Origin of the sequence: Enterobacter cloacae complex sp. SHL009, assembly GCF_049237205.1 — a bacterium.
GTDB lineage: Bacteria > Pseudomonadota > Gammaproteobacteria > Enterobacterales > Enterobacteriaceae > Enterobacter > Enterobacter cloacae_M.
Genome location: NZ_JBMKIW010000011.1, coordinates 65,409 through 85,317 on the forward strand (window position 1 = coordinate 65,409; position 19,909 = coordinate 85,317).

General features: G+C 56.7%; 20 protein-coding genes. 4 read left to right on the plus strand and 16 right to left on the minus strand.

The annotated features are described in order from the left end of the window. Nucleotides 1-200 precede the first annotated feature (200 nt). The gene (locus tag ACOTZC_RS20440; RefSeq protein ID WP_023310041.1) at nt 201-689 is read right to left on the minus strand and encodes a cupin domain-containing protein; all 489 of its coding nucleotides are present in this window, start codon (nt 687-689) and stop codon (nt 201-203) included. A gap of 114 nt (nt 690-803) precedes the next feature. On the opposite strand from ACOTZC_RS20440, the gene zur reads away from it, so the two are divergent. After that, nucleotides 804-1,316: a zinc uptake transcriptional repressor Zur gene (zur, locus tag ACOTZC_RS20445; protein ID WP_008503369.1), complete on the plus strand. Its 513-nt coding sequence runs from the start codon at nt 804-806 to the stop codon at nt 1,314-1,316. A gap of 69 nt (nt 1,317-1,385) precedes the next feature. Here zur and ACOTZC_RS20450 read toward each other — a convergent pair whose 3' ends face one another. The 4 genes from ACOTZC_RS20450 to ACOTZC_RS20465 all read right to left on the minus strand — a co-directional run bounded on the left by ACOTZC_RS20450 (nt 1,386) and on the right by ACOTZC_RS20465 (nt 4,202). Further along, on the minus strand, nt 1,386-1,595 hold the full coding sequence (locus ACOTZC_RS20450) for a CsbD family protein (RefSeq protein WP_014830284.1): 210 nt from the start codon (nt 1,593-1,595) through the stop codon (nt 1,386-1,388). 120 nt (nt 1,596-1,715) lie between these two features. Beyond that, nucleotides 1,716-3,053 carry an MATE family efflux transporter DinF gene (dinF, locus tag ACOTZC_RS20455; protein WP_045402492.1) on the minus strand — a complete coding sequence of 446 codons (1,338 nt, stop codon included), beginning with the start codon at nt 3,051-3,053 and terminating at the stop codon, nt 1,716-1,718. 63 nt (nt 3,054-3,116) lie between these two features. Further along, entirely contained in the window at nt 3,117-3,725 is a 609-nt protein-coding gene (lexA, locus tag ACOTZC_RS20460; RefSeq protein WP_126304281.1) for a transcriptional repressor LexA, read from the minus strand. A gap of 108 nt (nt 3,726-3,833) precedes the next feature. Further along, a complete protein-coding gene (locus tag ACOTZC_RS20465; protein WP_023334158.1) occupies nt 3,834-4,202 on the minus strand; it encodes a diacylglycerol kinase in 369 nt (122 codons plus the stop codon). 154 nt (nt 4,203-4,356) lie between these two features. Between ACOTZC_RS20465 and plsB the strand changes: the two genes are divergently transcribed. After that, a complete protein-coding gene (gene plsB, locus ACOTZC_RS20470) occupies nt 4,357-6,777 on the plus strand; it encodes a glycerol-3-phosphate 1-O-acyltransferase PlsB (RefSeq protein WP_126304279.1) in 2,421 nt (806 codons plus the stop codon). Nucleotides 6,778-6,894: 117 nt separating this feature from the next. Here the strand turns inward: plsB and gntU are convergent, their stop codons facing one another. The 5 genes from gntU to ACOTZC_RS20495 all read right to left on the minus strand — a co-directional run bounded on the left by gntU (nt 6,895) and on the right by ACOTZC_RS20495 (nt 11,846). Then, nucleotides 6,895-8,235, minus strand: a complete 1,341-nt coding sequence (gene gntU / locus ACOTZC_RS20475; protein WP_023310036.1) for a gluconate transporter — start codon at nt 8,233-8,235, stop codon at nt 6,895-6,897. 3 nt (nt 8,236-8,238) lie between these two features. Further along, nucleotides 8,239-8,766, minus strand: coding sequence for a gluconokinase (gene gntK, locus ACOTZC_RS20480; protein ID WP_008503362.1), 528 nt, complete (start codon nt 8,764-8,766; stop codon nt 8,239-8,241). A gap of 126 nt (nt 8,767-8,892) precedes the next feature. Then, entirely contained in the window at nt 8,893-9,888 is a 996-nt protein-coding gene (gene gntR / locus ACOTZC_RS20485; RefSeq protein WP_021242747.1) for a gluconate operon transcriptional repressor GntR, read from the minus strand. A gap of 101 nt (nt 9,889-9,989) precedes the next feature. After that, nucleotides 9,990-10,685, minus strand: coding sequence for a pirin family protein (locus tag ACOTZC_RS20490; RefSeq protein WP_003861565.1), 696 nt, complete (start codon nt 10,683-10,685; stop codon nt 9,990-9,992). A gap of 123 nt (nt 10,686-10,808) precedes the next feature. Continuing rightward, nucleotides 10,809-11,846 (minus strand): oxidoreductase, encoded by a 1,038-nt coding sequence (locus ACOTZC_RS20495; protein WP_045402500.1) that lies wholly within the window; start codon nt 11,844-11,846, stop codon nt 10,809-10,811. A gap of 256 nt (nt 11,847-12,102) precedes the next feature. On the opposite strand from ACOTZC_RS20495, the gene yhhY reads away from it, so the two are divergent. Continuing rightward, nucleotides 12,103-12,591, plus strand: a complete 489-nt coding sequence (yhhY, locus tag ACOTZC_RS20500) for an N-acetyltransferase (protein ID WP_045402502.1) — start codon at nt 12,103-12,105, stop codon at nt 12,589-12,591. Between the two features lie 106 nt (nt 12,592-12,697). On the opposite strand, the gene ggt is transcribed toward yhhY, so the two are convergent. Then, nucleotides 12,698-14,443 carry a gamma-glutamyltransferase gene (ggt, locus tag ACOTZC_RS20505; protein ID WP_072254533.1) on the minus strand — a complete coding sequence of 582 codons (1,746 nt, stop codon included), beginning with the start codon at nt 14,441-14,443 and terminating at the stop codon, nt 12,698-12,700. A gap of 123 nt (nt 14,444-14,566) precedes the next feature. Between ggt and ACOTZC_RS20510 the strand changes: the two genes are divergently transcribed. Beyond that, a complete protein-coding gene (locus tag ACOTZC_RS20510) occupies nt 14,567-14,944 on the plus strand; it encodes a DUF2756 family protein (RefSeq protein ID WP_033144399.1) in 378 nt (125 codons plus the stop codon). On the opposite strand, the gene ugpQ is transcribed toward ACOTZC_RS20510, so the two are convergent. From ugpQ to ugpB, 5 genes are all read right to left on the minus strand, one after another. Continuing rightward, nucleotides 14,928-15,674 (minus strand): glycerophosphodiester phosphodiesterase, encoded by a 747-nt coding sequence (gene ugpQ, locus ACOTZC_RS20515; RefSeq protein WP_045355232.1) that lies wholly within the window; start codon nt 15,672-15,674, stop codon nt 14,928-14,930. The genes ACOTZC_RS20510 and ugpQ overlap by 17 nt on opposite strands. Continuing rightward, complete coding sequence (locus tag ACOTZC_RS20520; protein WP_045355230.1) at nt 15,671-16,741, minus strand: sn-glycerol-3-phosphate import ATP-binding protein UgpC; 1,071 nt, start codon at nt 16,739-16,741, stop codon at nt 15,671-15,673. The genes ugpQ and ACOTZC_RS20520 overlap by 4 nt, the downstream gene beginning before the upstream one ends. Nucleotide 16,742: 1 nt before the next feature. Beyond that, nucleotides 16,743-17,588, minus strand: a complete 846-nt coding sequence (ugpE, locus tag ACOTZC_RS20525; RefSeq protein WP_045402515.1) for a sn-glycerol-3-phosphate ABC transporter permease UgpE — start codon at nt 17,586-17,588, stop codon at nt 16,743-16,745. After that, a complete protein-coding gene (ugpA, locus tag ACOTZC_RS20530) occupies nt 17,585-18,472 on the minus strand; it encodes a sn-glycerol-3-phosphate ABC transporter permease UgpA (RefSeq protein WP_023310026.1) in 888 nt (295 codons plus the stop codon). Before ugpA ends, ugpE begins: the two co-directional genes overlap by 4 nt. Before the next feature lie 118 nt (nt 18,473-18,590). After that, complete coding sequence (gene ugpB / locus ACOTZC_RS20535; RefSeq protein WP_226483398.1) at nt 18,591-19,907, minus strand: sn-glycerol-3-phosphate ABC transporter substrate-binding protein UgpB; 1,317 nt, start codon at nt 19,905-19,907, stop codon at nt 18,591-18,593. Between the last annotated feature and the right edge of the window lie 2 nt (nt 19,908-19,909).

Below are 19,909 nucleotides of genomic sequence, written 5' to 3' on the forward strand. Positions count from 1 at the left end.
CCACCGAAAATTTAAAATATTTTTTCACAGTATGCCCGTTATAGTCTGTTATGAAATAACCCCTGTCTGTTATCACCCAAACAGGAACGAACTATTGCTGTGAATAAGTAGTAAAAGACCCGCTATTTCTATCCCTAAGTAAAACTTCCTTACGGCCTGTTATATTTTGTGACGGCCCTCAATATTTATAGAAGAGGAAATTATTTTTTCCCAGGTTTTCCATCATGCGGTCCAAAAAACTGGGGCGGGTGGTCTACCCAGCGATCCTCACGGGTAGCGGCATACACCGGGTTGAGCGGATAGTAGATGCGATTGTGTTTCTTGTTGGCCTCGCCAACGACCAGTAACCGCACCTCTTCGTCCGTGTTGTTGATAAAGGTATGGCAAATACCCGTTCCGGCAGGAAACCCCACGCTGTCGCCCGGTTCAAGTTTCCATAAATAGCCATTAATCCACGCTTCTGGATGACCTTCGAGCACATAAACGAACTCTTCTTCATCGCTTTCCGCATGCGGATAGGACGTCCTGCGCCCGGGCGGTAAACGCTCATGATGGATACCAATGCGCCCGAGCCCAAGCTTGCGAGCCAACGGGGCGCCGATAGAAAAACGCTCATCGCTATCTGGGTAGGTCGAATCATCCGCGCCTTCAACGTCGCGCCAGTGCCGAATACAGTCAGGTTTTTTCATTGTTTATTTCCCGGTTTGTAATGGGTCAGGTATAGCACAGACTGGCGGATCTCGGCGTTTTTACCAGAACATGATAAAGTGGGGGTTTCCGTCCTATAACATCCGGGGTGCTAAATGGATAAGTCCACAAAAGAGCTGTTAGCGCAGGCCGAAAAGCTATGTGCGCAACGCAATGTGCGCCTGACTCCGCAGCGCCTTGAAGTCTTACGTCTGATGAGCCTGCAGCAGGGTGCTATCAGCGCCTACGATCTGCTCGACCTGCTCCGCGAAAGCGAACCGCAGGCGAAACCACCGACCGTGTATCGTGCCCTGGATTTCCTGCTGGAACAAGGATTCGTGCATAAAGTTGAGTCCACAAACAGCTATGTGTTGTGCCATCTGTTCGATCAGCCTACCCACACATCGGCGATGTTTATCTGTGACCGATGCGGCGTGGTGAAAGAAGAGGCTGCGGAAGGTGTGGAAGATATTATGCATACGCTGGCAGCAAAAATGGGTTTTGCCCTGCGTCATAACGTGATTGAAGCGCACGGACTGTGCTCTGCCTGCGTGGAAGTGGAAGCCTGTCGTCATCAGGACGCGTGTCAGCACGACCACTCTATTCTTGTGAAGAAAAAACCGCGTTAACGGCAAAAGAAAAGGCGGCTCATGGCCGCCCTCAGGGTGTACTTCCTTGTACTTGCGGGTAAAGCCCGGTTACCAGCGGTAGTCGTTGCGTTTTTCCCAGTCGCCCACTTCTTTTTCCGCCTGGTCTTTCGCGTAGCCGTAACGTTCCTGAATTTTACCGACAAGCTGATCGCGTTTACCTTCAATGACGGTCATATCGTCATCAGTCAGCTTACCCCACTGTTCTTTGGCTTTACCTTTGAACTGCTTCCAGTTGCCGCCGATTTCGTCTTTATTCATCATCGTGTCCTCTTAGTTAAGCGTCGGGTCGTAACGTCCGTTACGTTCTTTTCTGCTGGACGTGATAATTATTGTAGTTAAGGATTCGGCAGTTGATTTCATATTCGGAATCTTTAACCATCACGATATATCGTGACGTGAAGGGAACCAGGTATCGTTTTGCCAGTGGCGGTGCCAGATAAAAGCCAGCGATATCCCTCTCAGCGAGAGGAAAACGGCCAGGGCCAGCCACAAACCGTGATTACCCAGCCAGGGAAGCGTCAGCAGCGTCAGGCCAAACCCGGCCGCCGCGACCGCCATGCTGTTACGCATTTCCGCTCCGCGCGTCGCACCAATAAACATGCCGTCCAGCAGATAACACCAGACGCCGATCACCGGTAAGATGACTTGCCAGATGAGATAGTGACTCGCCAGCTCGCGCAGCGCAGGGATAGACGTAAGCAACGCGACGATTTGCTCACCAAGGCAGGCATAAACCAGGCCGAACGCCAGCGCCACCAGCCCAGACTGGCGGCAGGCTGCCCGCCAGACGTCCCGCAGCTGCCCGCTTTCGCGCGCGCCGTAAGCCTGCCCGGAATGCGCTTCTACCGCATAGGCAAAACCGTCCAGCGCGTAGGCGGTAAAGGTCAGTAGCGTCATCAATACCGCGTTGACCGCAACGATTTCTGGCCCCAGTCGCGCCCCGAAAACCGTCAGCGCGCCGAAGCAGAGCTGAAGCAGCAGCGAGCGCAGCATGATGTCACGATTAAGCGCCAGCAGCCTACGGATATTGCCGCGCCATGCGGTTTTGAGCAGCGCCAGGGAGATGCCGCGCATCGCCAGCACGCGCCAGACCATCCACAGACCAATAATAAAGGTTCCGTATTCGGCAATCGCCGTTGCCAGCGCCGCGCCCCGCACGTTCATATGCAGGCCCATTACCAGCCAGACATCCAGCACAATGTTGAGAAGGTTGCCTACCACCAGCAAAATCACTGGTGCACGGGCGTACTGAACGCCCAGGAGCCACCCCAGCAGAACCAGGTTTGCCAGCGAGGCGGGCGCGCTGAGCCAGCGGATTTCAAGGAAACGTCGCGCCTGAGCCAGTACCGCCTCGCTGCCGCCAACAATATGAAGCGCAAGATCGATCAGGGGTGCCCGCAATAAAACGATGAACGCCCCTGCACCGAGCGCAAGGATCAGCGGCTGGACCAGCGCGCGCGCCAGACGCAGCGGATCTTTTGCACCATAAGCCTGGGCCGTGAGCCCGGTGGTGCTCATGCGCAAAAAGAGCAGCAGCATAAACAGGAAGCTGGTTGCCGTCGCGCCAATCGCCACGCCGCCAAGATAAACAGGCGAATCAAGGTGGCCAATAACGGCAGTATCGACCAGACCCAGCAAGGGAACGGTAATATTGGAGAAAATCATCGGCAGAGCAAGACGCCACAATGCCTTATCGGATGCCGTCAGCAGTGACATGAAAAATACCGGGAGTCGAGAATGAAGCAGGCTACAGCGGCGCCATAGCCTGTCAGGAAGAGGTTACAGCCATTCGCCGTTGCGAATGACCCCAACCGCCAGTCCTTCGATAGAGAAGTTGTGTTCGCGGAGATCGACCACAATCGGGGAGAACTCGTTGTTTTCAGGCAGTAGCTGAACGGTGTTACCCTGTTTTTTCAGACGCTTGACGGTGACTTCATCATCAATGCGCGCGACAACCACCTGGCCGTTACGCACATCCTGCGTTTTGTGCACCGCAAGCAGATCGCCGTCAAGAATACCGATGTCTTTCATCGACATACCGCTGACGCGCAGCAGGAAATCAGCGCTCGGTTTGAACATGCTAGGATCGACCTGGTAGTGGCCTTCAATATGCTGCTGTGCCAGTAAAGGCTCACCGGCAGCAACACGGCCTATCAGCGGAATGCCCGTCTCTTCTTCCACCAGCAGGCGGATACCGCGTGACGCGCCTGAAACAATCTCAATCACGCCTTTACGCGCCAGCGCTTTCAGGTGCTCTTCAGCAGCATTCGGAGAACGGAAGCCCAGACGCTGCGCGATTTCCGCACGCGTGGGTGGCATACCCGTCTGGCCGATATGATCCCGGATGAGATCAAACACCTCTTGCTGCCTGGTCGTTAACGCTTTCATTCCGCCCCCTGGGTGTATATACAGTTATGCTGTGAGTATATACAGTCAAAGGCGATTTTGGAACCAAAAACTGCACAAAAAACCAGGGACTTAATTATTCCTCGAGGCTCATCGGAAATGTGACCAAAGCAGCGTGACCCAGGTGATAACGGCAGTGATAATCGCCAGCAGCACGGCAGCAGATCCCATGTCTTTTGCGCGACCAGAAAGCTCGTGGAAATCTGAACCAATGCGATCAACAACGGCCTCAATAGCGCTATTAAGAATTTCCACTATCATCACCAGAAGTACGGAACCGATAAGAAGTACGCGGGTAATAGCATCAACATCAAGGAAACAGGCGATAATCACCGCGATGATTGCGGCGACGCCCTCCTGGCGAAAGGCAGCTTCGTTGATCCACGCGGCACGGAAACCTTTCCATGAATAGCCGGCGGCTTTGATGATACGCGTTAACCCAGTGGTATTATTGGCCATTAAAAGAACCTTTTATGAAAAAAAGCGTCAGTAACAGGAACTGTAGCGCGTTTCGCTACAGCCTGAAGTATGACGGGTAACAACAGAAATTTTGCGCGCTTTCTGTTATCCTTGCGCCGCAATTGCATTATTAACCAGAGGCTTTACATCGTTTATGTCCGGCTGGCCACGAATTTACTACAAATTACTTAATTTACCATTAAGCATCCTGGTAAAAAGCAAGTCTATCCCAGCAGAACCCGCGCTGGAATTGGGGCTCGATACGTCGCGTCCTATTATGTACGTTTTGCCTTATAACTCGAAGGCAGACTTACTGACGCTTCGCGCCCAGTGTCTGGCGCATGACTTACCTGACCCGCTTGAACCGCTTGAAGTTGACGGCACTTTACTGCCGCGCTACGTGTTCATTCACGGTGGACCGCGCGTGTTTACCTACTACACGCCAAAAGAAGAGTCCATCAAGCTGTTCCACGACTATCTCGACCTGCACCGCAGCAACCCCGATCTGGATGTGCAGATGGTGCCGGTATCGGTGATGTTTGGTCGTCGTCCGGGCCGTGAAAAAGGCGAAGAGAACCCGCCGCTGCGCATGCTTAACGGCATCCAGAAGTTTTTCGCGGTCTCCTGGCTGGGACGCGACAGCTTTGTGCGTTTTTCCCCTTCCGTTTCGCTGCGTCGAATGGCGGACGAGCATGGAACCGACAAGATCATCGCGCAGAAACTGGCGCGCGTGGCGCGTATGCACTTCGCCCGCCAGCGCCTGGCTGCCGTAGGGCCGCGTCTTCCGGCGCGTCAGGATCTGTTCAACAAGCTGCTGGCCTCCAAAGCGATTGCTCGCGCCGTTGAAGACGAAGCGCGCAGCAAGAAAATATCGCATGAGAAAGCCCAGCAGAACGCCATTGCGCTGATGGAAGAGATTGCAGCGAACTTCTCTTACGAGATGATTCGCCTGTCCGATCGTATTCTCGGCTTTACCTGGAACCGCCTGTATCAGGGTATCAACGTTCATAACGCCGAGCGCGTACGCCAGCTGGCGCATGATGGCCATGAGATTGTCTATGTTCCCTGCCACCGCAGCCACATGGACTACCTGCTTCTTTCCTACGTGCTCTATCACCAGGGGCTGGTACCGCCGCATATTGCTGCCGGTATCAACCTGAATTTCTGGCCAGCAGGTCCGATTTTCCGCCGCCTGGGCGCGTTCTTTATCCGTCGTACCTTCAAGGGCAACAAGCTCTACTCCACCGTGTTCCGCGAATATCTGGGCGAGCTGTTCAGCCGCGGCTATTCCGTTGAGTACTTCGTGGAGGGCGGTCGTTCCCGTACCGGACGTCTGCTCGATCCGAAGACCGGCACGCTGTCGATGACCATTCAGGCGATGCTGCGCGGAGGAACCCGTCCAATCACGCTGGTGCCAATCTACATTGGCTATGAGCACGTAATGGAAGTGGGCACGTACGCGAAAGAGCTGCGCGGTGCGACCAAAGAGAAAGAAAGCCTGCCGCAGATGCTGCGCGGCTTGAGCAAGCTACGCAACCTCGGTCAGGGCTACGTGAACTTCGGCGAGCCGATGCCGCTGATGACGTATCTGAACCATCACGTTCCCGAGTGGCGTGAATCCATCGATCCAATCGAAGCGATTCGTCCAGCCTGGCTGACGCCAACGGTTAACGGCATCGCGTCCGAGCTGATGGTGCGCATTAACAACGCCGGTGCGGCTAACGCCATGAACCTGTGCTGTACGGCGCTTCTGGCCTCGCGTCAGCGCTCGCTGACCCGCGAACAGCTCACGGAGCAGCTGGATTGCTATCTGGACATGATGCGCAACGTGCCGTATTCCGTTGATTCAACCGTGCCTTCTGCTACCGCCAGTGAGCTTATCGATCACGCGTTGCAGATGAACAAGTTTGAAGTCGAAAAGGACACGATCGGCGACATCATCATTCTGCCGCGCGAACAGGCAGTGCTGATGACCTACTACCGCAACAACATCACCCATATGCTGATGCTGCCGTCGCTCATGGCGGCTATCATCACCCAGCACCGCAGTATTTCGCGTCAGGAGCTATTGCGTCACGTTGAGACGCTCTATCCGATGCTGAAAGCGGAACTATTCCTGCGCTGGAGCAAGGATGAGCTGGCGGGCGAACTGGAGAAACTGACGGAAGAGCTGCGTCGTCAGGGGCTGATCGCCGTCTCAAACGACGAGCTGCACATCAATCCGTCGCGTTCCCGTACCCTGCAACTGCTGGCGGCCGGCGCGCGCGAAACGCTGCAGCGCTACGCCATTACGTTCTGGCTGCTGAGTGCGAACCCGTCTATCAACCGCGGTACGCTGGAGAAAGAGAGCCGGACGCTGGCACAGCGCCTGTCCGTTCTGCACGGCATTAACGCCCCGGAGTTCTTCGACAAAGCGGTCTTCAGCTCTCTGGTCCTGACTCTGCGTGACGAAGGCTACATCAGCGATACGGGCGATGCCGAGCCGGAAGAGACGCTGAAGGTGTACCAGATGCTGGCCGAACTCATTACGTCGGATGTGCGTTTGACGATCGAGAGCGCGACGCAGGGCGAGTGATGTAAAAAAGCCGGATGGGGTTTCACCTGACCCGGCCTGGCGTTCTGCATAATATAAAGGCCCGGTAAGCGTTAACGCTACCGGGCCTTATTTTTGAGCCTTGTTAAATCACCGCGTTCAGCTCAGCAATGTGAAAGCAATCATCCCGACAATCGCACCCGTCGTGCCGAGGATGGTTTCCATCAGCGTCCAGGTTTTCAGGGTTTGCGCTTCGGTAGCGCCGGTAAATTTCCCGAACAGCCAGAAGCCCGCGTCGTTAACGTGAGAGACCACAATCGAACCGCCCGCGATACAGATAGACAGCGCGGCCATCTGCGCACCCGAGTAGTTCAGCTGTTCAATCACCGGCATCACCAGACCCACGGCGGTTAAGCACGCCACGGTTGCGGAACCCTGAATGATACGCACCGCCGCGGCCAGCACAAAGCAAGTTACCGCAATCGGCAGGCCCATTCCGGTCAGCGCTTCGCCCAGAGCCGGACCCACGCCGGAATCCACCAGCACCTGCTTGAACACGCCGCCTGCACCGATCACCAGCAGGATAATACCCGCCGGCTGCAGCGCCGCGCCGCAGATCTCCATCACCCGGTCTTTCGGCATCCCCTGACGCATCGCCAGGCCATAAATCGCCACCAGACACGCCACCAGGATCGCCGTGAACGGGTGACCGATGAACTCAAACCATTCATAGGCGCTGGAACCCACCGGCACAAAGCGCGCGGCGATGGTTTTCAGACCCACGAGAACCAGCGGGAGCAGGATCAGCGACAGGCTGAAGCCGAAGGACGGCATTTTGCCCTCGCCCAGGTGCGGCTCGGTGACGTCATCCGGAATATGCAGCTCAACGTAACGGCTGATGAAGTTGCCCCACAGCGGACCGGCAATAATCATCCCCGGAATTGCCGCGCACAGGCCAATCAGGATCATCCAGCCAAAATCGGCGTGCATCTGGGACGCCAGCAGCATCGGCGCAGGCCCAGGCAGCAGAAACGCTGCGGCCGCCGCCACGCCCGCAAACAGCGGAATAACCAGCTTCACGAGGTTAGTGCCGGTATGGCGCGCCATGGAGAACGCGACGCTTATCAGCAGCACAACGGCCACTTCGAAGAACAGCGGCAGCGCGCAAATCAGGCCCGCCAGACCAATCGCGTAGTGCGCGCGGCTGTGGCCGAAGGATTTCAGCATCTTGACGGCAATCTGGTCGACCGCGCCCGTCTCGTGCAAAATCTTGCCAAACATCGCGCCAAGGGCGACCACAATCGCCAGGAAGCCCAGCGTGCCTCCCATCCCTTTTTCCATCGTCGCGGCGATCTTGTCGAGCGGCATACCGGAAAAGAGACCTGCACCTATAGAAACCACCATCAAAGCGACAAAAGCGTGCATACGCGCCTTCATCACTAAAAACAGCAGCAGCAACACGGAACCCACTGCTGTCAAAACTAGCGTTAATGTACTCAAAACTTACTGCCTTTTATTAATGACCTCGATGGTGCTAGCAACAACACCCTCCAGTGACTGATCGATATCAACCACTAAGACGTCTTTCTCGTCTTCACCCGGCTCCTGCAGCGCTTCGAACTGCGTCACCAGCATCTGGGTTTTGAAGAAGTGACCTTTACGCGCCTTCAGGCGGCTTTCAATCACCTCGAAATCCCCTTTCAGGTAGATGAAAGAGAGGTTCGGGTTGCCGTCGCGCAGCAGGTCGCGGTAGGTTTTTTTCAGCGCGGAACAGACGATCAGGGAGACTTTGTTGGTGCGCTGCATAGCGAACGCGGCGTCATTCAGCGCCTGCAACCACGGCTTGCGGTCGTCATCGTTCAGCGGCTCGCCGGAGGCCATTTTCATGATATTGCTGCGCGGATGGAGGAAGTCGCCATCAAGAAACGCAGCCTGGAGTTGATGCGCCACTTCGCTGGCTACGGCTGATTTCCCGCTACCGGAAACGCCCATCAGGACGTAGACGTGGTGATCGTGATTAGTCGTGCTCAAAGGGTGTCCCTCAGTCAATTGTTACGGGTAACAGTTATCGGTAACATTGTCCTGCCGGGGCAAAAGAGAAGCAATATCCAAACGTGCGCGAAGTGAATAAGTGTGAGCTACTTCAAATTTGTCAGTTCAAATAGATCCACCCGGTGACAAGGTGAAACCTAAATCTAACATTTTTGGGGTCACCGTCTCGCCACGAATGCGCGCCAGCAGGCGTTCTGCGCCAATGCGGCCCATACGTTCACGCGGGGTCAGGACGCTCGCCAGACGCGGCTCCATCACCTGGCCGATGTCGTGGCCGTGGAAACCGGCGATCGCCATATCATCAGGGATCTTTAGCCCCAGACGCTGGCACTCAAACGCCGCGCCGACCGCAAGGTCATCGTTGGTGCAGAAAATACCGTCCAGTTGCGGATACTCGCGTCGTGCCTGACGCATCAGTTCAATACCCGACGTATAGGAAGAGGACTGCTCCACCATCACGCTGTAGGGGGTTAAGTTCGCGTCGAGCATCGCCTGCTCGTATCCCTTCTGTTTGATGATAGTACGTTCATCAAGACGCGCACCCAGATAGGCAATATGACGATGCCCACGGGCGATGATGGCCGCCGTCATCTGACGCGCCGCTTCGAAGTTATCGAACCCCACGGCGATATCGAGGCACGGCGACTGGCTGTCCATCAGCTCCACCACCGGGATACCGGCCACTTCGATCATTTTGAGCGTGCGGGCAGTGTGGGTACGTTCCGTTAAAATCAGGCCGTCGATGTTCCAGGAAAGCATCGATTCAAGACGTTCTTCTTCCAGCTCCGGCTTGTACCCGTAGTGGGCGAGCATGGTCTGATAGCCAAAAGCATCGGTGACGCTTTCAATGCCGCGCAAAACTTCGGCGAAAACCTGGTTGGTCAGGGAAGGAAGCAGGACGCCCACCGCACGGCTGGTCGCATTGGAGAGAATATCGGGCGCGCGGTTGGGGATATAACCCAGTTCATCAAGGGCTGCGGCAATCTTGCCACGTAACGCCACGGAAACCTGCTCCGGGTTACGTAAAAAACGGCTGACCGTCATTTTGGTCACACCGACGCGATCGGCGACATCCTGAAGTACGGGGCGTTTCTTTTTCATCGTCCTGAGAAATCTTGAAGTGAGAGATTTGCTCAGTTTATCACGGACAAAGCCCATCCTTCCCCTGTCAAAGGGAAGGATGGGCATTTATTTATGATTTATTACACCGGCGGCAGGTCAAACAGCAGAATTTCACTTTCGCTGTCGGCATGCACGGAGAGCGCCTGCTCATCCCAGACGGCCAGACCATCGGCGGTTGTCGCTTTGGTGCCGTTGATGGACACTTCACCTTTCACCACCTGGATCCAGACGCGGCGGTTGGCGGCAATCTGGTGCACAGACTGTTCGTCTTTCGCCAGCGCCCAGCGGTACAGCTCCATATCCTGATGCACCTTCAGGGAACCTTCACGCGCATCCGGGGACAGCACCAGCTGTTTGCCCTGTTTCGCGTCGAAGCGGCGCTGCTCGTAGCGCGGCGTGATGCCGGTCTCTTCTGGAATGATCCAGATTTGATACAGGTGCAGTTTTTCCGTTTTGCTCGGGTTGTACTCGGAGTGACGCACCCCGGTACCCGCGCTCATAATCTGGAACTCGCCCGCCGGAACCTGCTCTTTGTTACCCATGCTGTCCTGGTGCTCAACCGCCCCTTCCAGCACATAGGTCAGGATTTCCATGTCTTTGTGCGGGTGGGTACCGAAGCCCTGGCCTGCATCAATCACGTCGTCGTTAATCACGCGCAGTGCGGAGAAGCCCATGAAGTTCGGGTCGTAGTAGTCGGCAAACGAGAATGAATGCCATGAGTCCAGCCAGCCATGATTCGCGTGACCACGTTCGTTTGCTTTGCGTAAGTAGATCATTGTTTTCACCCTCAGTTCGTTTCGATGGAGTAAGTGTGGACGCAAACCGCCTGGGATCATAGAGGGTGAAAATTGACTCCTCTGTTCAAAAATTATGAACAAGCGCAGAGGAGCCGTTTTTGCTTATTTCGCGAGGGTTACCGTGGCAGGAGAAGCCTGCTCGAAGGCCCGCTCGAGGATTTCCAGGTTGGTCAGAACGTCAGATTCCTTGACGTAATTCGGCGCGCTAGTTGTGAGAGTTTCATACAGCGCATCGTAGACGCGGCCATAGTCGCCAATTTCCGGTTTCAACTCTTCTCTCACCGTCACGCCCTCATCGTTCACGTACTCCAGCATGCCCACGGAATCATCCGCCGCAAAGCCCGGTTCACCCGGCATGATGTTGGCCTTCAGGCTGGTCTCCTGCTGGTCGATGCCGTACTTGATGAACGAGCCTCGGGTTCCGTGAACGATAAATTTCGGATAGTCGATTTTCACCAGATGGCTGGTTTTGACGATGGCTTTCAGGTCGCCGTAGAACAGCTGCGCTTCAAAGGTGTCGTCCGGATTGGCTTTATTACGCAGGCTGCGGATGTCGTATGTGACATGATCCGGTCGGCCAAACAGAGAGATGATCTGGTCCATAGTATGCACGCCCAGACCATAGAACGAGCCGTCCTGCGGCAGGCCGGGTTGGGTTTCCGCTACCGGACGGTAGTAATCGAAGTGGCTTTCGATTTCCACAATATCGCCCAGCTTGCCGCTTTGAATCGCCTTTTTTGCCGTCAGGAAGCAGCTGTCAAAGCGACGGTTCTGATACGGCGTAACGTTCAGGCCTTTACTTTTCGCCAGCGCGAACAGCTGTTTTGCTTCGGCGATGGTCGGGGTGAACGGTTTTTCTACCAGCACGTTTTTGCCCGCTTCCAGCGCGCGTTTCGCATAGTCAAAATGGCTGTCGGCGTGGGTGCAGACGACAACCAGTTTGACCTGCGGGTCGTTAAGCACTTCATCAAGATCGCTGGTGAAATGGATATGAGAATACTGCGGGGATTGCTCTTCCGGCTTCGCGCGGCGGCGGAAGACGTGCGCGACGTGCCAGCTGTCTTTACGGTTGAGAACATACGGCAGGTGGTAGCGGGTCGTACTTTTACCAAATCCAATAAATGCGCAATGTAGTGTCATGGCTCAGTCCTTTTGGAAGGTTACTGAGTCTAACCATAACAAAAAAAAAGCCAGCTAAAAGCTGGCTAAAGTAATACTGGAAGCAATGTGAGCAATGTCGTGCTTTCAGGTTCCCGTAGCGGTCTTCCTGAATGCAGAGCAATAATAATCATTCTCATTCGCACTTGTCCAATACTTTTTGCAAAAAATAGCGGTTGACTCAAGTTTTAAAGTCATTGATGTTGGAAGGGACGTTTAAATGACTGAGGAATAAGGAATGAGTGAGATAGTGATACGCCACATCGAACCCAGCGATGCAGAAGCTTTGCGCGACATCATGTCGCATCCTGATGTGTATCACGACACGCTACAGCTCCCTCATCCTTCTATGGAAATGTGGCACGAACGCGTTGCGACAAAACCAGGCCGGCGCCATCTTGTTGCCTGTCTGGACCAGCGCGTTATTGGACATATGGCGCTGGACGTAATGGAAAACCCGCGTCGCGGCCACGTTGCCACATTCGGTATCAGCGTGGCTGCGGATATGCAGGGTCGCGGCGTAGGCCGCAGGCTCATGAGCGAGATGATCAATCTGTGTGACAACTGGTTACGCATTGAACGTATCGAACTGACGGTCTTTGCCGATAATCCAGCGGCTGTTGCGCTCTATAAAAATTTTGGTTTTGAAATCGAAGGGACCGGCAGGAAATTTGCCCTGCGCAACGGTGAGTATGTGGATGCGTATTATATGGCGAGAATGAAGTGACACACTCCCCTCACCCCGGCCCTCTCCCCACAGGGGCGAGGGAGAAAAGACCGCACCGTGCAATCCCCTCTCCCCTGCGGGGAGAGGGTTAGAGTGAAGGGAATCGTTAATACCCCGCCGACAAATCATCCACCGACCGCGGATCCGACGCGCCAAACAGCGCCCCGTCCGGCCCGACCATAATGCTCTGGGTGCTGCCCATCGCCTCCTTCACCGCCACCTTCTGCCCGCGCTGTTCAAGCAGCTTGATGGTGTCCGGACTAAAGCCCTTCTCCACGCGCAGCTCGTCCGGCAGCCACTGGTGATGGAAACGCGGTGCGTTGGTCGCTTCGGCGACGTTCATCCCAAAGTCGATGCTGTTCACCACCATCTGCAGCACGGTGGTGATAATACGGCTGCCGCCAGGGCTGCCGGTTACCAGCCAGGTTTTCCCGTCTTTCACGACAATGGTGGGCGACATGGACGACAGCGGACGTTTCTTCGGCCCTACCGCATTCGCATCGCCGCCCACCAGCCCGTAGACGTTCGGCACGCCCGGTTTGGCAGAGAAGTCATCCATCTCGTTGTTCAGCAGAATGCCGCTGTTGCCCGCCACAATCCCGGTACCGAAAGTGGTATTGAGCGTATAGGTCACCGCCACCGCGTTACCGTCTTTATCCACCACCGAGAAGTGGGTGGTCTGGTTGCTTTCGTACGGCGCCAGCTTGCCGGGGCGGATCTCGCTCGACGGTTTGGCCTTGTTGATGTCGATCTGATCGGCAATGGATTTGGCATAGGCCTTGTTGGTCAGCGCCTGCCATGGCACCTTCACGAAGTCCGGATCGCCGAGATATTCCGACCGGTCGGCGTAGGCGCGTTTTTCCGCTTCCGCCATCACCTGCATGGCGTCCGCGCTGCCGAAGCCGAACTTGTGCATATCGAAGTTTTCGAGAATATTGAGGATCTGCACGATGTGGATCCCACCGGAGGACGGCGGCGGCATGGAGAAGACCTCGTATCCGCGATAGGTGCCGCTAATCGGCTCGCGCTCCACCGCCTTGTATTCCGCCAGATCCGCTTTGGTGATGAGCCCGCCGTTCTTCTGCATCTCTTCGGCAATCTGGTCGGCAATCGCCCCTTTGTAGAAGGCGTCCGGACCGTGCTCCGCAATCAGCTCCAGGCTTTTGGCGAGGTTCTTCTGCACTAGCCTGTCGCCCTTCTTCAGCGGCTCACCGTCTTTCCAGAAGATGGCCTTGCTGTTTTCGTGATTCGGAATGACTTCGCTGCCGTAGGTCTTGAGATCGTCCGCCAGCGCATCGTTTACCACAAAGCCGTCGCGCGCCAGCTTGATGGCAGGCTGCACCACCTTGTTCAGCGGCATCGTGCCGTATTTTTCCAGCGCCAGCGAGAAGCCCGCGACGGTACCCGGCGTGCCGGAAGCAAGATGCGAGGTCAGGGATTTTTTGCTGTCAGGGTTACCCTGATCGTCGAGGAACATATCGCGGGACGCCTGAGAAGGCGCCATTTCTCGGAAATCGATGGCGGTGGTTTTGCCGTCTTTGGTGCGCAGCATCATAAAACCGCCGCCGCCCAGGTTCCCCGCCTGCGGATGCGTCACCGCCAGCGCATAGCCGACGGCGACCGCTGCATCCACCGCGTTACCGCCCTGCCTGAGAATGTCGACGCCCACGCGGGTCGCCAGTGCATCCACGGATGCCACCATCCCGTGGGTTGCCCTCACGGGATGAAAGACATCTTCCTCCACGCCGTAAGAGACCGGAGGCGCCGCTGGCGGGTTGGCCGCCACGCTAAATGTACCGCCTGCCATCAGCGCGGCGATGGCGACCCAGCGCAAAAACGTTGGTTTCATCATTATTGTTCTCCAGGTGAAGGGATCCATATTCCCCGCTTAAGCCTGGTTCACAACTCCTAAAAAATCATCGTCATGGTGAAATCGGGGTAAACTTAAGAGAGACCTCAAAAGGAGGAAATGACAATGAAACGCTTATGGATCCTTACGGCGCTGATCCCGTTTGCCGCGCTCGCACAGCCGCTTAACACCATGAACAACCCAAACCAGCAGGGTTATGTCATCCCGAGCCAGCAGCGTATGCAGACGGAGATGATGAGCCAGCAACAGCAGCAGAAAGGGATGCTTAATCAGCAGCTTAAAACGCAGACCCAGATGCAGCAGCAAAGCCTGCAAAATCAGATGAACGCCAACACCCAGCGCGTACAGCAGGGTCAGGTGCGCGAGCAGCCGTTGCCGAATAAAAACGGCGGGATGTTAGGGGGAATGACGTCGTCAGGCAGCGGACAGCAGCACATGCTGCCGCCGCAGTCGAATGGCAGTATGCTTAATCCGCAGAACTAAAATCCGGGCCGATCAGGTCGATTGCATCGGTACAGATGCTATCCACGCCCCAGCGCAGCAGTTCGGCTGCGCGCTGGGGTTTGTTAACCGTGTAGACCAGAATATGCAGACCCGCGTCCTTCAGCATCTTCACCCGCGCCTCATCCAGCAGCCTGTGGTTGAGATGGATAGAAACGCACGCTAAGCGTGTCGTCAGCTCGCGCCAGTCCTCGCGCCACTCGTCAAGCAGCAGCCCGCGCGGCAGCTCCGGCACGGCCGCCTGTGCGGCCTCCAGCGCATCGATTTCAAATGATGACAGCAGCGGCGCGGTCATCCCTTCCCACAGCTCGCGCGCGGCCAGGGCAATGACTTTGCCCGTCAGCGGCCCGGTGCCGGTGGTCGGTTTGATTTCGATGTTGGCCATCATCCCGTGCAGGCGACAGCGATCGGCCACTTCCGCCAGCAGCGGCAGCGGTTCGCCTTTAAATTCGCCGCTGTACCAGCTTCCGGCGTCGACCTTCAACAGATCGCGCCACGGCAGCTCGCCAGCCACGCCCCATCCGTTGCTGGTGCGTTCGAGGTTATCGTCATGCAGCAGGAAAATCTCGCCGTCTTTCGACAGCTTGGCGTCGAACTCGATCATCGTGTGACCGTAGCGTGCGCCAACGTCAATCGCCGCCAGCGTATTTTCCGGCGCCAGCTTACCGCCGCCGCGGTGGGCGACGACGTGGGGATAAGGCCAGTTGCTCATACTCGTTGTCCTGTTTCACCGTCAAACAGGTGCAGATGATTTTCCGGCAGGTGTAGCCAAAGCGTGCTGCCTGCTTTAGGGCGCTCCTGATGTGCCAGCCGCACCACCATTTTTTGCTCGCCCCAGCGCCCGTGCGCCAGGTTATCTGCACCCAACATCTCCAGCGTGTCCATCACCAGCGGCACGCCGCCTTCCGCCTGAGAGGTTAAACCAATATGTTCCGGGCGGATACCAAGCGTCATCTTACGCCCGGCGTGGCCACGATAGTACCAGTTGATCGGCAATGCCATCCCGCTTTCCAGCTCAAAGTGCGTGCCCGCATTGCTGATACGCCCTTCCAGCAGATTCATCGCCGGGCTGCCGATAAAGCTCGCCACGAAACGGGTGGCCGGTTTCTCGTAGACCTCCACCGGGGTACCAATCTGCTCGGCAACGCCTTTGTTCATCACCATCACGCGCTGGGCGAGGGTCATGGCTTCAACCTGATCGTGGGTGACGTACAGAGAGGTGGTTTTCAGACGACGGTGCAGCTGCTGCAGCTCAAGACGCATCTGCACGCGCAGCCTGGCGTCGAGGTTAGACAGCGGCTCATCGAACAGAAATACCGCCGGATCGCGCACGATGGCGCGCCCCATTGCCACGCGCTGGCGCTGGCCGCCGGAGAGCTCGCGCGGGCGGCGCTTCAGCAGGCCGTCCAGCTCGAGAATACGCGCCGCCTCTTTCACCCGCTCGTCGATAAGGCCTTTGCCCATGCCGCGGATTTTCAGCCCCCAGGCCATGTTCTCTTCCACGCTCATGTGCGGATAGAGGGCGTAGTTCTGGAACACCATCGCAATGCCTCTGTCTTTCGGCTCCATCTCGGTGACGCGCTGACGATCAATCCAGATATCCCCGGAGGTTACGCGCTCCAGCCCCGCCACCATGCGCAGCAGGGTGGATTTGCCGCAGCCGGACGGGCCGACCATCACGATGAATTCCCCGTCCGCCACGTCGAGCGTCAGCGGCTGAATCACCTGGGTTTTACCATCCCAGCTTTTGGTTACTGCCTGAAGTTTTAAACCTGCCATCTTATTTCTCGCTATCGACCAGGCCGCGGACAAACGCGCGCTGCATGGCTAAAACAATGACTACGGGTGGGATAAGGGTGAGCAGCATCGCCGCCATCACCTGGTTCCAGAGGGTGGTGCCTTCGCCGGTGGCGATCATGCCTTTGATGCCCGCCACGGCGGTGCCGAGGTTGACGTCCTGAATAATTAGCAGCGGCCACAGGTACTGGTTCCAGCCGTATATAAAGGTGATCACAAACAGCGCCGCAAGGTTGGTTTTCGACAGCGGCAGCACGATGTCGCGGAAGAAGCGCATCGGCGACGCGCCGTCGATGCGTGCCGCTTCAATCAGCTCGTCCGGCAGAGTCATAAAGAACTGGCGGAACAGGAAGGTGGCGGTCGCCGAGGCCATCAGCGGCAGGGTTAAGCCCGCGTAGCTGTCGAGCATCTTCAGGTTGGCGATCACCTCCACCGTCGGGAAGATACGCACCTCTACCGGCAGCATCAGCGTAATGAAGATCATCCAGAAGAAGAGGTTACGCAGCGGAAAGCGGAACCAGACGATGGCGAAGGCCGAAAGCATCGACACCGTAATTTTGCCGACCGTAATGCCAAACGCCATGATGAAGCTGTTGAGCATCATCAGCCAGAACGGCGCGCTGTTGGCGCCCACTCCCTGGGTCCAGATGGTCTTCATGTTCTCGAACAGATGCCCGCCGGGGAGCAGCGTCATCGGCGTGTCGAACACCGCTTTGGTGTCCAGCGTGGCGGCGACGAACGCCACGTACAGCGGGAAGAGGATGACGATGATCCCTAAAATCAGCATGGTATGGCTGAAAATCGTCAGCCCGCGACGGTTCTCAATCATTGGTAGCGCACCTTACTTTCGACATAGCGGAACTGCACCACCGTGAGGATGATGACGAGGAACATCAGCACAACCGACTGCGCGGCGGAGGCGGAGAGATCCAGCCCCGCAAAGCCTTCGCGGTAGATTTTGTAAATCAGCGTCGTGGTCGCCTGTACCGGACCGCCTGCGGTCGCCGCATCGATCACCGGGAAGGTGTCGAAGAAGGCGTACACGAGGTTAACCACCAGCAGGAAGAAGCTCACCGGGGCGATCAGCGGCAGCGACAGTCTGAAGAAACGACGAATGGGCCCAGCCCCGTCGATGGCAGCGGCTTCCACCAGCGAGCGCGGGATGGACTGCAGCGCGGCAAAGAAGAACAGGAAGTTGTAGCTGATCTGCTTCCACACCGAGGCGAACACCACCAGAAACATCGCCTGGCCGCTGTTCTGGGCGTGGTTCCAGTCGTAGCCCAGTTCGGCCAGGAAGTGGGTAATCAACCCGCGCCCGGGGTTAAACAGGAAGATCCACAGCACGGCAGCGACGGCGGGAGCCACGGCGTAAGGCAGCAGCATCAGGGTTTGATAAATACGGCTGCCGCGCACTACATAGTCCACCAGCGCGGCGAAAAACAGCGAGGCAACCAGACCGCTGACGGTCACCAGCGCGCTGAACTTCATCGTCGTCCAGAAGGAGTCCAGGTAGTAGCTGTCATGGAACAGCGCGGTAAAGTTGTCCAGGCCAACAAACTGGCTGGAGAGCCCGAACGGATCGACGCTTTGTACCGAGTACCACAGCGCTTCGCCCGCAGGCCAGATAAAGAAGATAACGGTGATGACCAGCTGCGGCGCGACCAACAGGTACGGAAGCCAGCGGGAACGGAACACCGGACGGGATGATGACATTGAGATTTGGTTCCTGGCGATTTCTGTTTTCTCCCTCTCCCTGGGGAGAGGGTTGGGGTGAGGCATCAGGCCGCATTAATCCGTAGGCCCGGAACGCTGCGCGTCACCGGGCATTTTTTTACGATTTCGTCGACTGCTCAAAGCGGCGCAGCAGCTGATTCCCGCGCTCTACCGCAGAATCCAGCGCCTGCTGTGGCGTTTTCTTACCGGTCCACACGCTTTCCAGCTCTTCATCCACGATGGTGCGGATCTGCGGCATGTTGCCCAGACGCAGGCCTTTGGTGAACGGCAACGGCGGCTTGTTCAGCATCTGACGCGTCGCGATGTCCGCCCCTGGGTTCTTGCTGTAGAAGCCCTGCTCGCGGGTCAGGTCGTACGCGGCTTTGGTGATCGGCAGGTAGCCGGTCTTCTGATGCCATTCGGCGGCGTTTTCAGGCTTCGCCAGGAAGTCGAGGAACTCGGCCACCCCTTTGTAGGTGCCCTTGTCTTTACCCTGCATCACCCACAGGCTCGCTCCGCCGATGATGGCGTTCTGCGGCGCGCCCTTCACGTCAGCGTCGTACGGCATCATGCCCACGCCGTAGTTGAATTTGGCGTAGTGGCGGATATCCGCCAGCGAGCCGGAAGAGGCGGTGGTAATGGCGCAGTCGCCGCTGTAGAACTTCTCGGTGGATTCGTCTTTACGCCCGAAGTAGCTAAAGTCGCCCTTCTTGTTCAGATCGGCAAGCAGCGCGATGTGCTTCACCTGCTCCGGCTTGTTGAACTCTAGTACCGCATCGGTGCCGTCGAAGCCGTTATTTTTGGTCGCCACCGGCAGGCCATGCCAGGCGCTGAAGTTTTCAATCTGGATCCAGCCCTGCCAGCCGCTGGCGTAGCCGCACTTCATCCCCGCCGCTTTCAGCTTCGCGGTGTACTCCGCCAGGTCCTGCCAGGTTTTTGGCGGCTGCTCCGGGTCTAAACCGGCTTTTTTGAAGGCGTCTTTGTTGTAGTACAGCACCGGCGTGGAGCTGTTAAACGGCTGAGACAGCAGATGGCCGGTTTTGGAATCGGTGTAGTAACCCGCTACGGTCGGCACGAACTGCGACTCATCGAAGTTGATGCCCGCTTCTTTGAACACTTCATAGACCGGCTTGATGGCTTTGGAGGCCATCATGGTGGCGGTACCCACTTCATAAACCTGCAACAGCGCTGGCGCGTTGCCGGTACGGAAGGCGGCGATGCCCGCGCTCAGACTCTGCTCATAGTTACCTTTGTACACCGGCACAATTTTGTAATCCGGATGGGCGTCGTTGAAACGCTGCGCCAGGGAGTCAACTTCTTTACCCAACTCCCCTTCCATGGAATGCCAGAACGGAATGGTGGTCACAGCCATTGCGTTCGCCGCAAAAGCCAGACCCAGTGCCAGACCCAAAGCTGTGTGTCGTAACGATGTCATTG

Excerpts from the sequence above, each read along its gene's own strand:
- ggt (WP_072254533.1), bottom strand. The coding sequence starts at position 14,443 with ATGATGAAACCAACGTTTTTGCGCTGGGTCGCCATCGCCGCGCTGATG.
- ACOTZC_RS20490 (WP_003861565.1), bottom strand. The coding sequence starts at position 10,685 with ATGATCTACTTACGCAAAGCAAACGAACGTGGTCACGCGAATCATGGC.
- ACOTZC_RS20450 (WP_014830284.1), bottom strand. The coding sequence starts at position 1,595 with ATGAATAAAGACGAAATCGGCGGCAACTGGAAGCAGTTCAAAGGTAAA.
- lexA (WP_126304281.1), bottom strand. The coding sequence starts at position 3,725 with ATGAAAGCGTTAACGACCAGGCAGCAAGAGGTGTTTGATCTCATCCGG.
- plsB (WP_126304279.1), top strand. The coding sequence starts at position 4,357 with ATGTCCGGCTGGCCACGAATTTACTACAAATTACTTAATTTACCATTA.
- dinF (WP_045402492.1), bottom strand. The coding sequence starts at position 3,053 with ATGTCACTGCTGACGGCATCCGATAAGGCATTGTGGCGTCTTGCTCTG.
- yhhY (WP_045402502.1), top strand. The coding sequence starts at position 12,103 with ATGAGTGAGATAGTGATACGCCACATCGAACCCAGCGATGCAGAAGCT.
- gntR (WP_021242747.1), bottom strand. The coding sequence starts at position 9,888 with ATGAAAAAGAAACGCCCCGTACTTCAGGATGTCGCCGATCGCGTCGGT.
- ACOTZC_RS20520 (WP_045355230.1), bottom strand. The coding sequence starts at position 16,741 with ATGGCAGGTTTAAAACTTCAGGCAGTAACCAAAAGCTGGGATGGTAAA.
- ugpB (WP_226483398.1), bottom strand. The coding sequence starts at position 19,907 with ATGACATCGTTACGACACACAGCTTTGGGTCTGGCACTGGGTCTGGCT.
- zur (WP_008503369.1), top strand. The coding sequence starts at position 804 with ATGGATAAGTCCACAAAAGAGCTGTTAGCGCAGGCCGAAAAGCTATGT.
- ugpE (WP_045402515.1), bottom strand. The coding sequence starts at position 17,588 with ATGATTGAGAACCGTCGCGGGCTGACGATTTTCAGCCATACCATGCTG.
- ugpA (WP_023310026.1), bottom strand. The coding sequence starts at position 18,472 with ATGTCATCATCCCGTCCGGTGTTCCGTTCCCGCTGGCTTCCGTACCTG.
- ugpQ (WP_045355232.1), bottom strand. The coding sequence starts at position 15,674 with ATGAGCAACTGGCCTTATCCCCACGTCGTCGCCCACCGCGGCGGCGGT.
- ACOTZC_RS20510 (WP_033144399.1), top strand. The coding sequence starts at position 14,567 with ATGAAACGCTTATGGATCCTTACGGCGCTGATCCCGTTTGCCGCGCTC.
- ACOTZC_RS20440 (WP_023310041.1), bottom strand. The coding sequence starts at position 689 with ATGAAAAAACCTGACTGTATTCGGCACTGGCGCGACGTTGAAGGCGCG.
- ACOTZC_RS20465 (WP_023334158.1), bottom strand. The coding sequence starts at position 4,202 with ATGGCCAATAATACCACTGGGTTAACGCGTATCATCAAAGCCGCCGGC.
- ACOTZC_RS20495 (WP_045402500.1), bottom strand. The coding sequence starts at position 11,846 with ATGACACTACATTGCGCATTTATTGGATTTGGTAAAAGTACGACCCGC.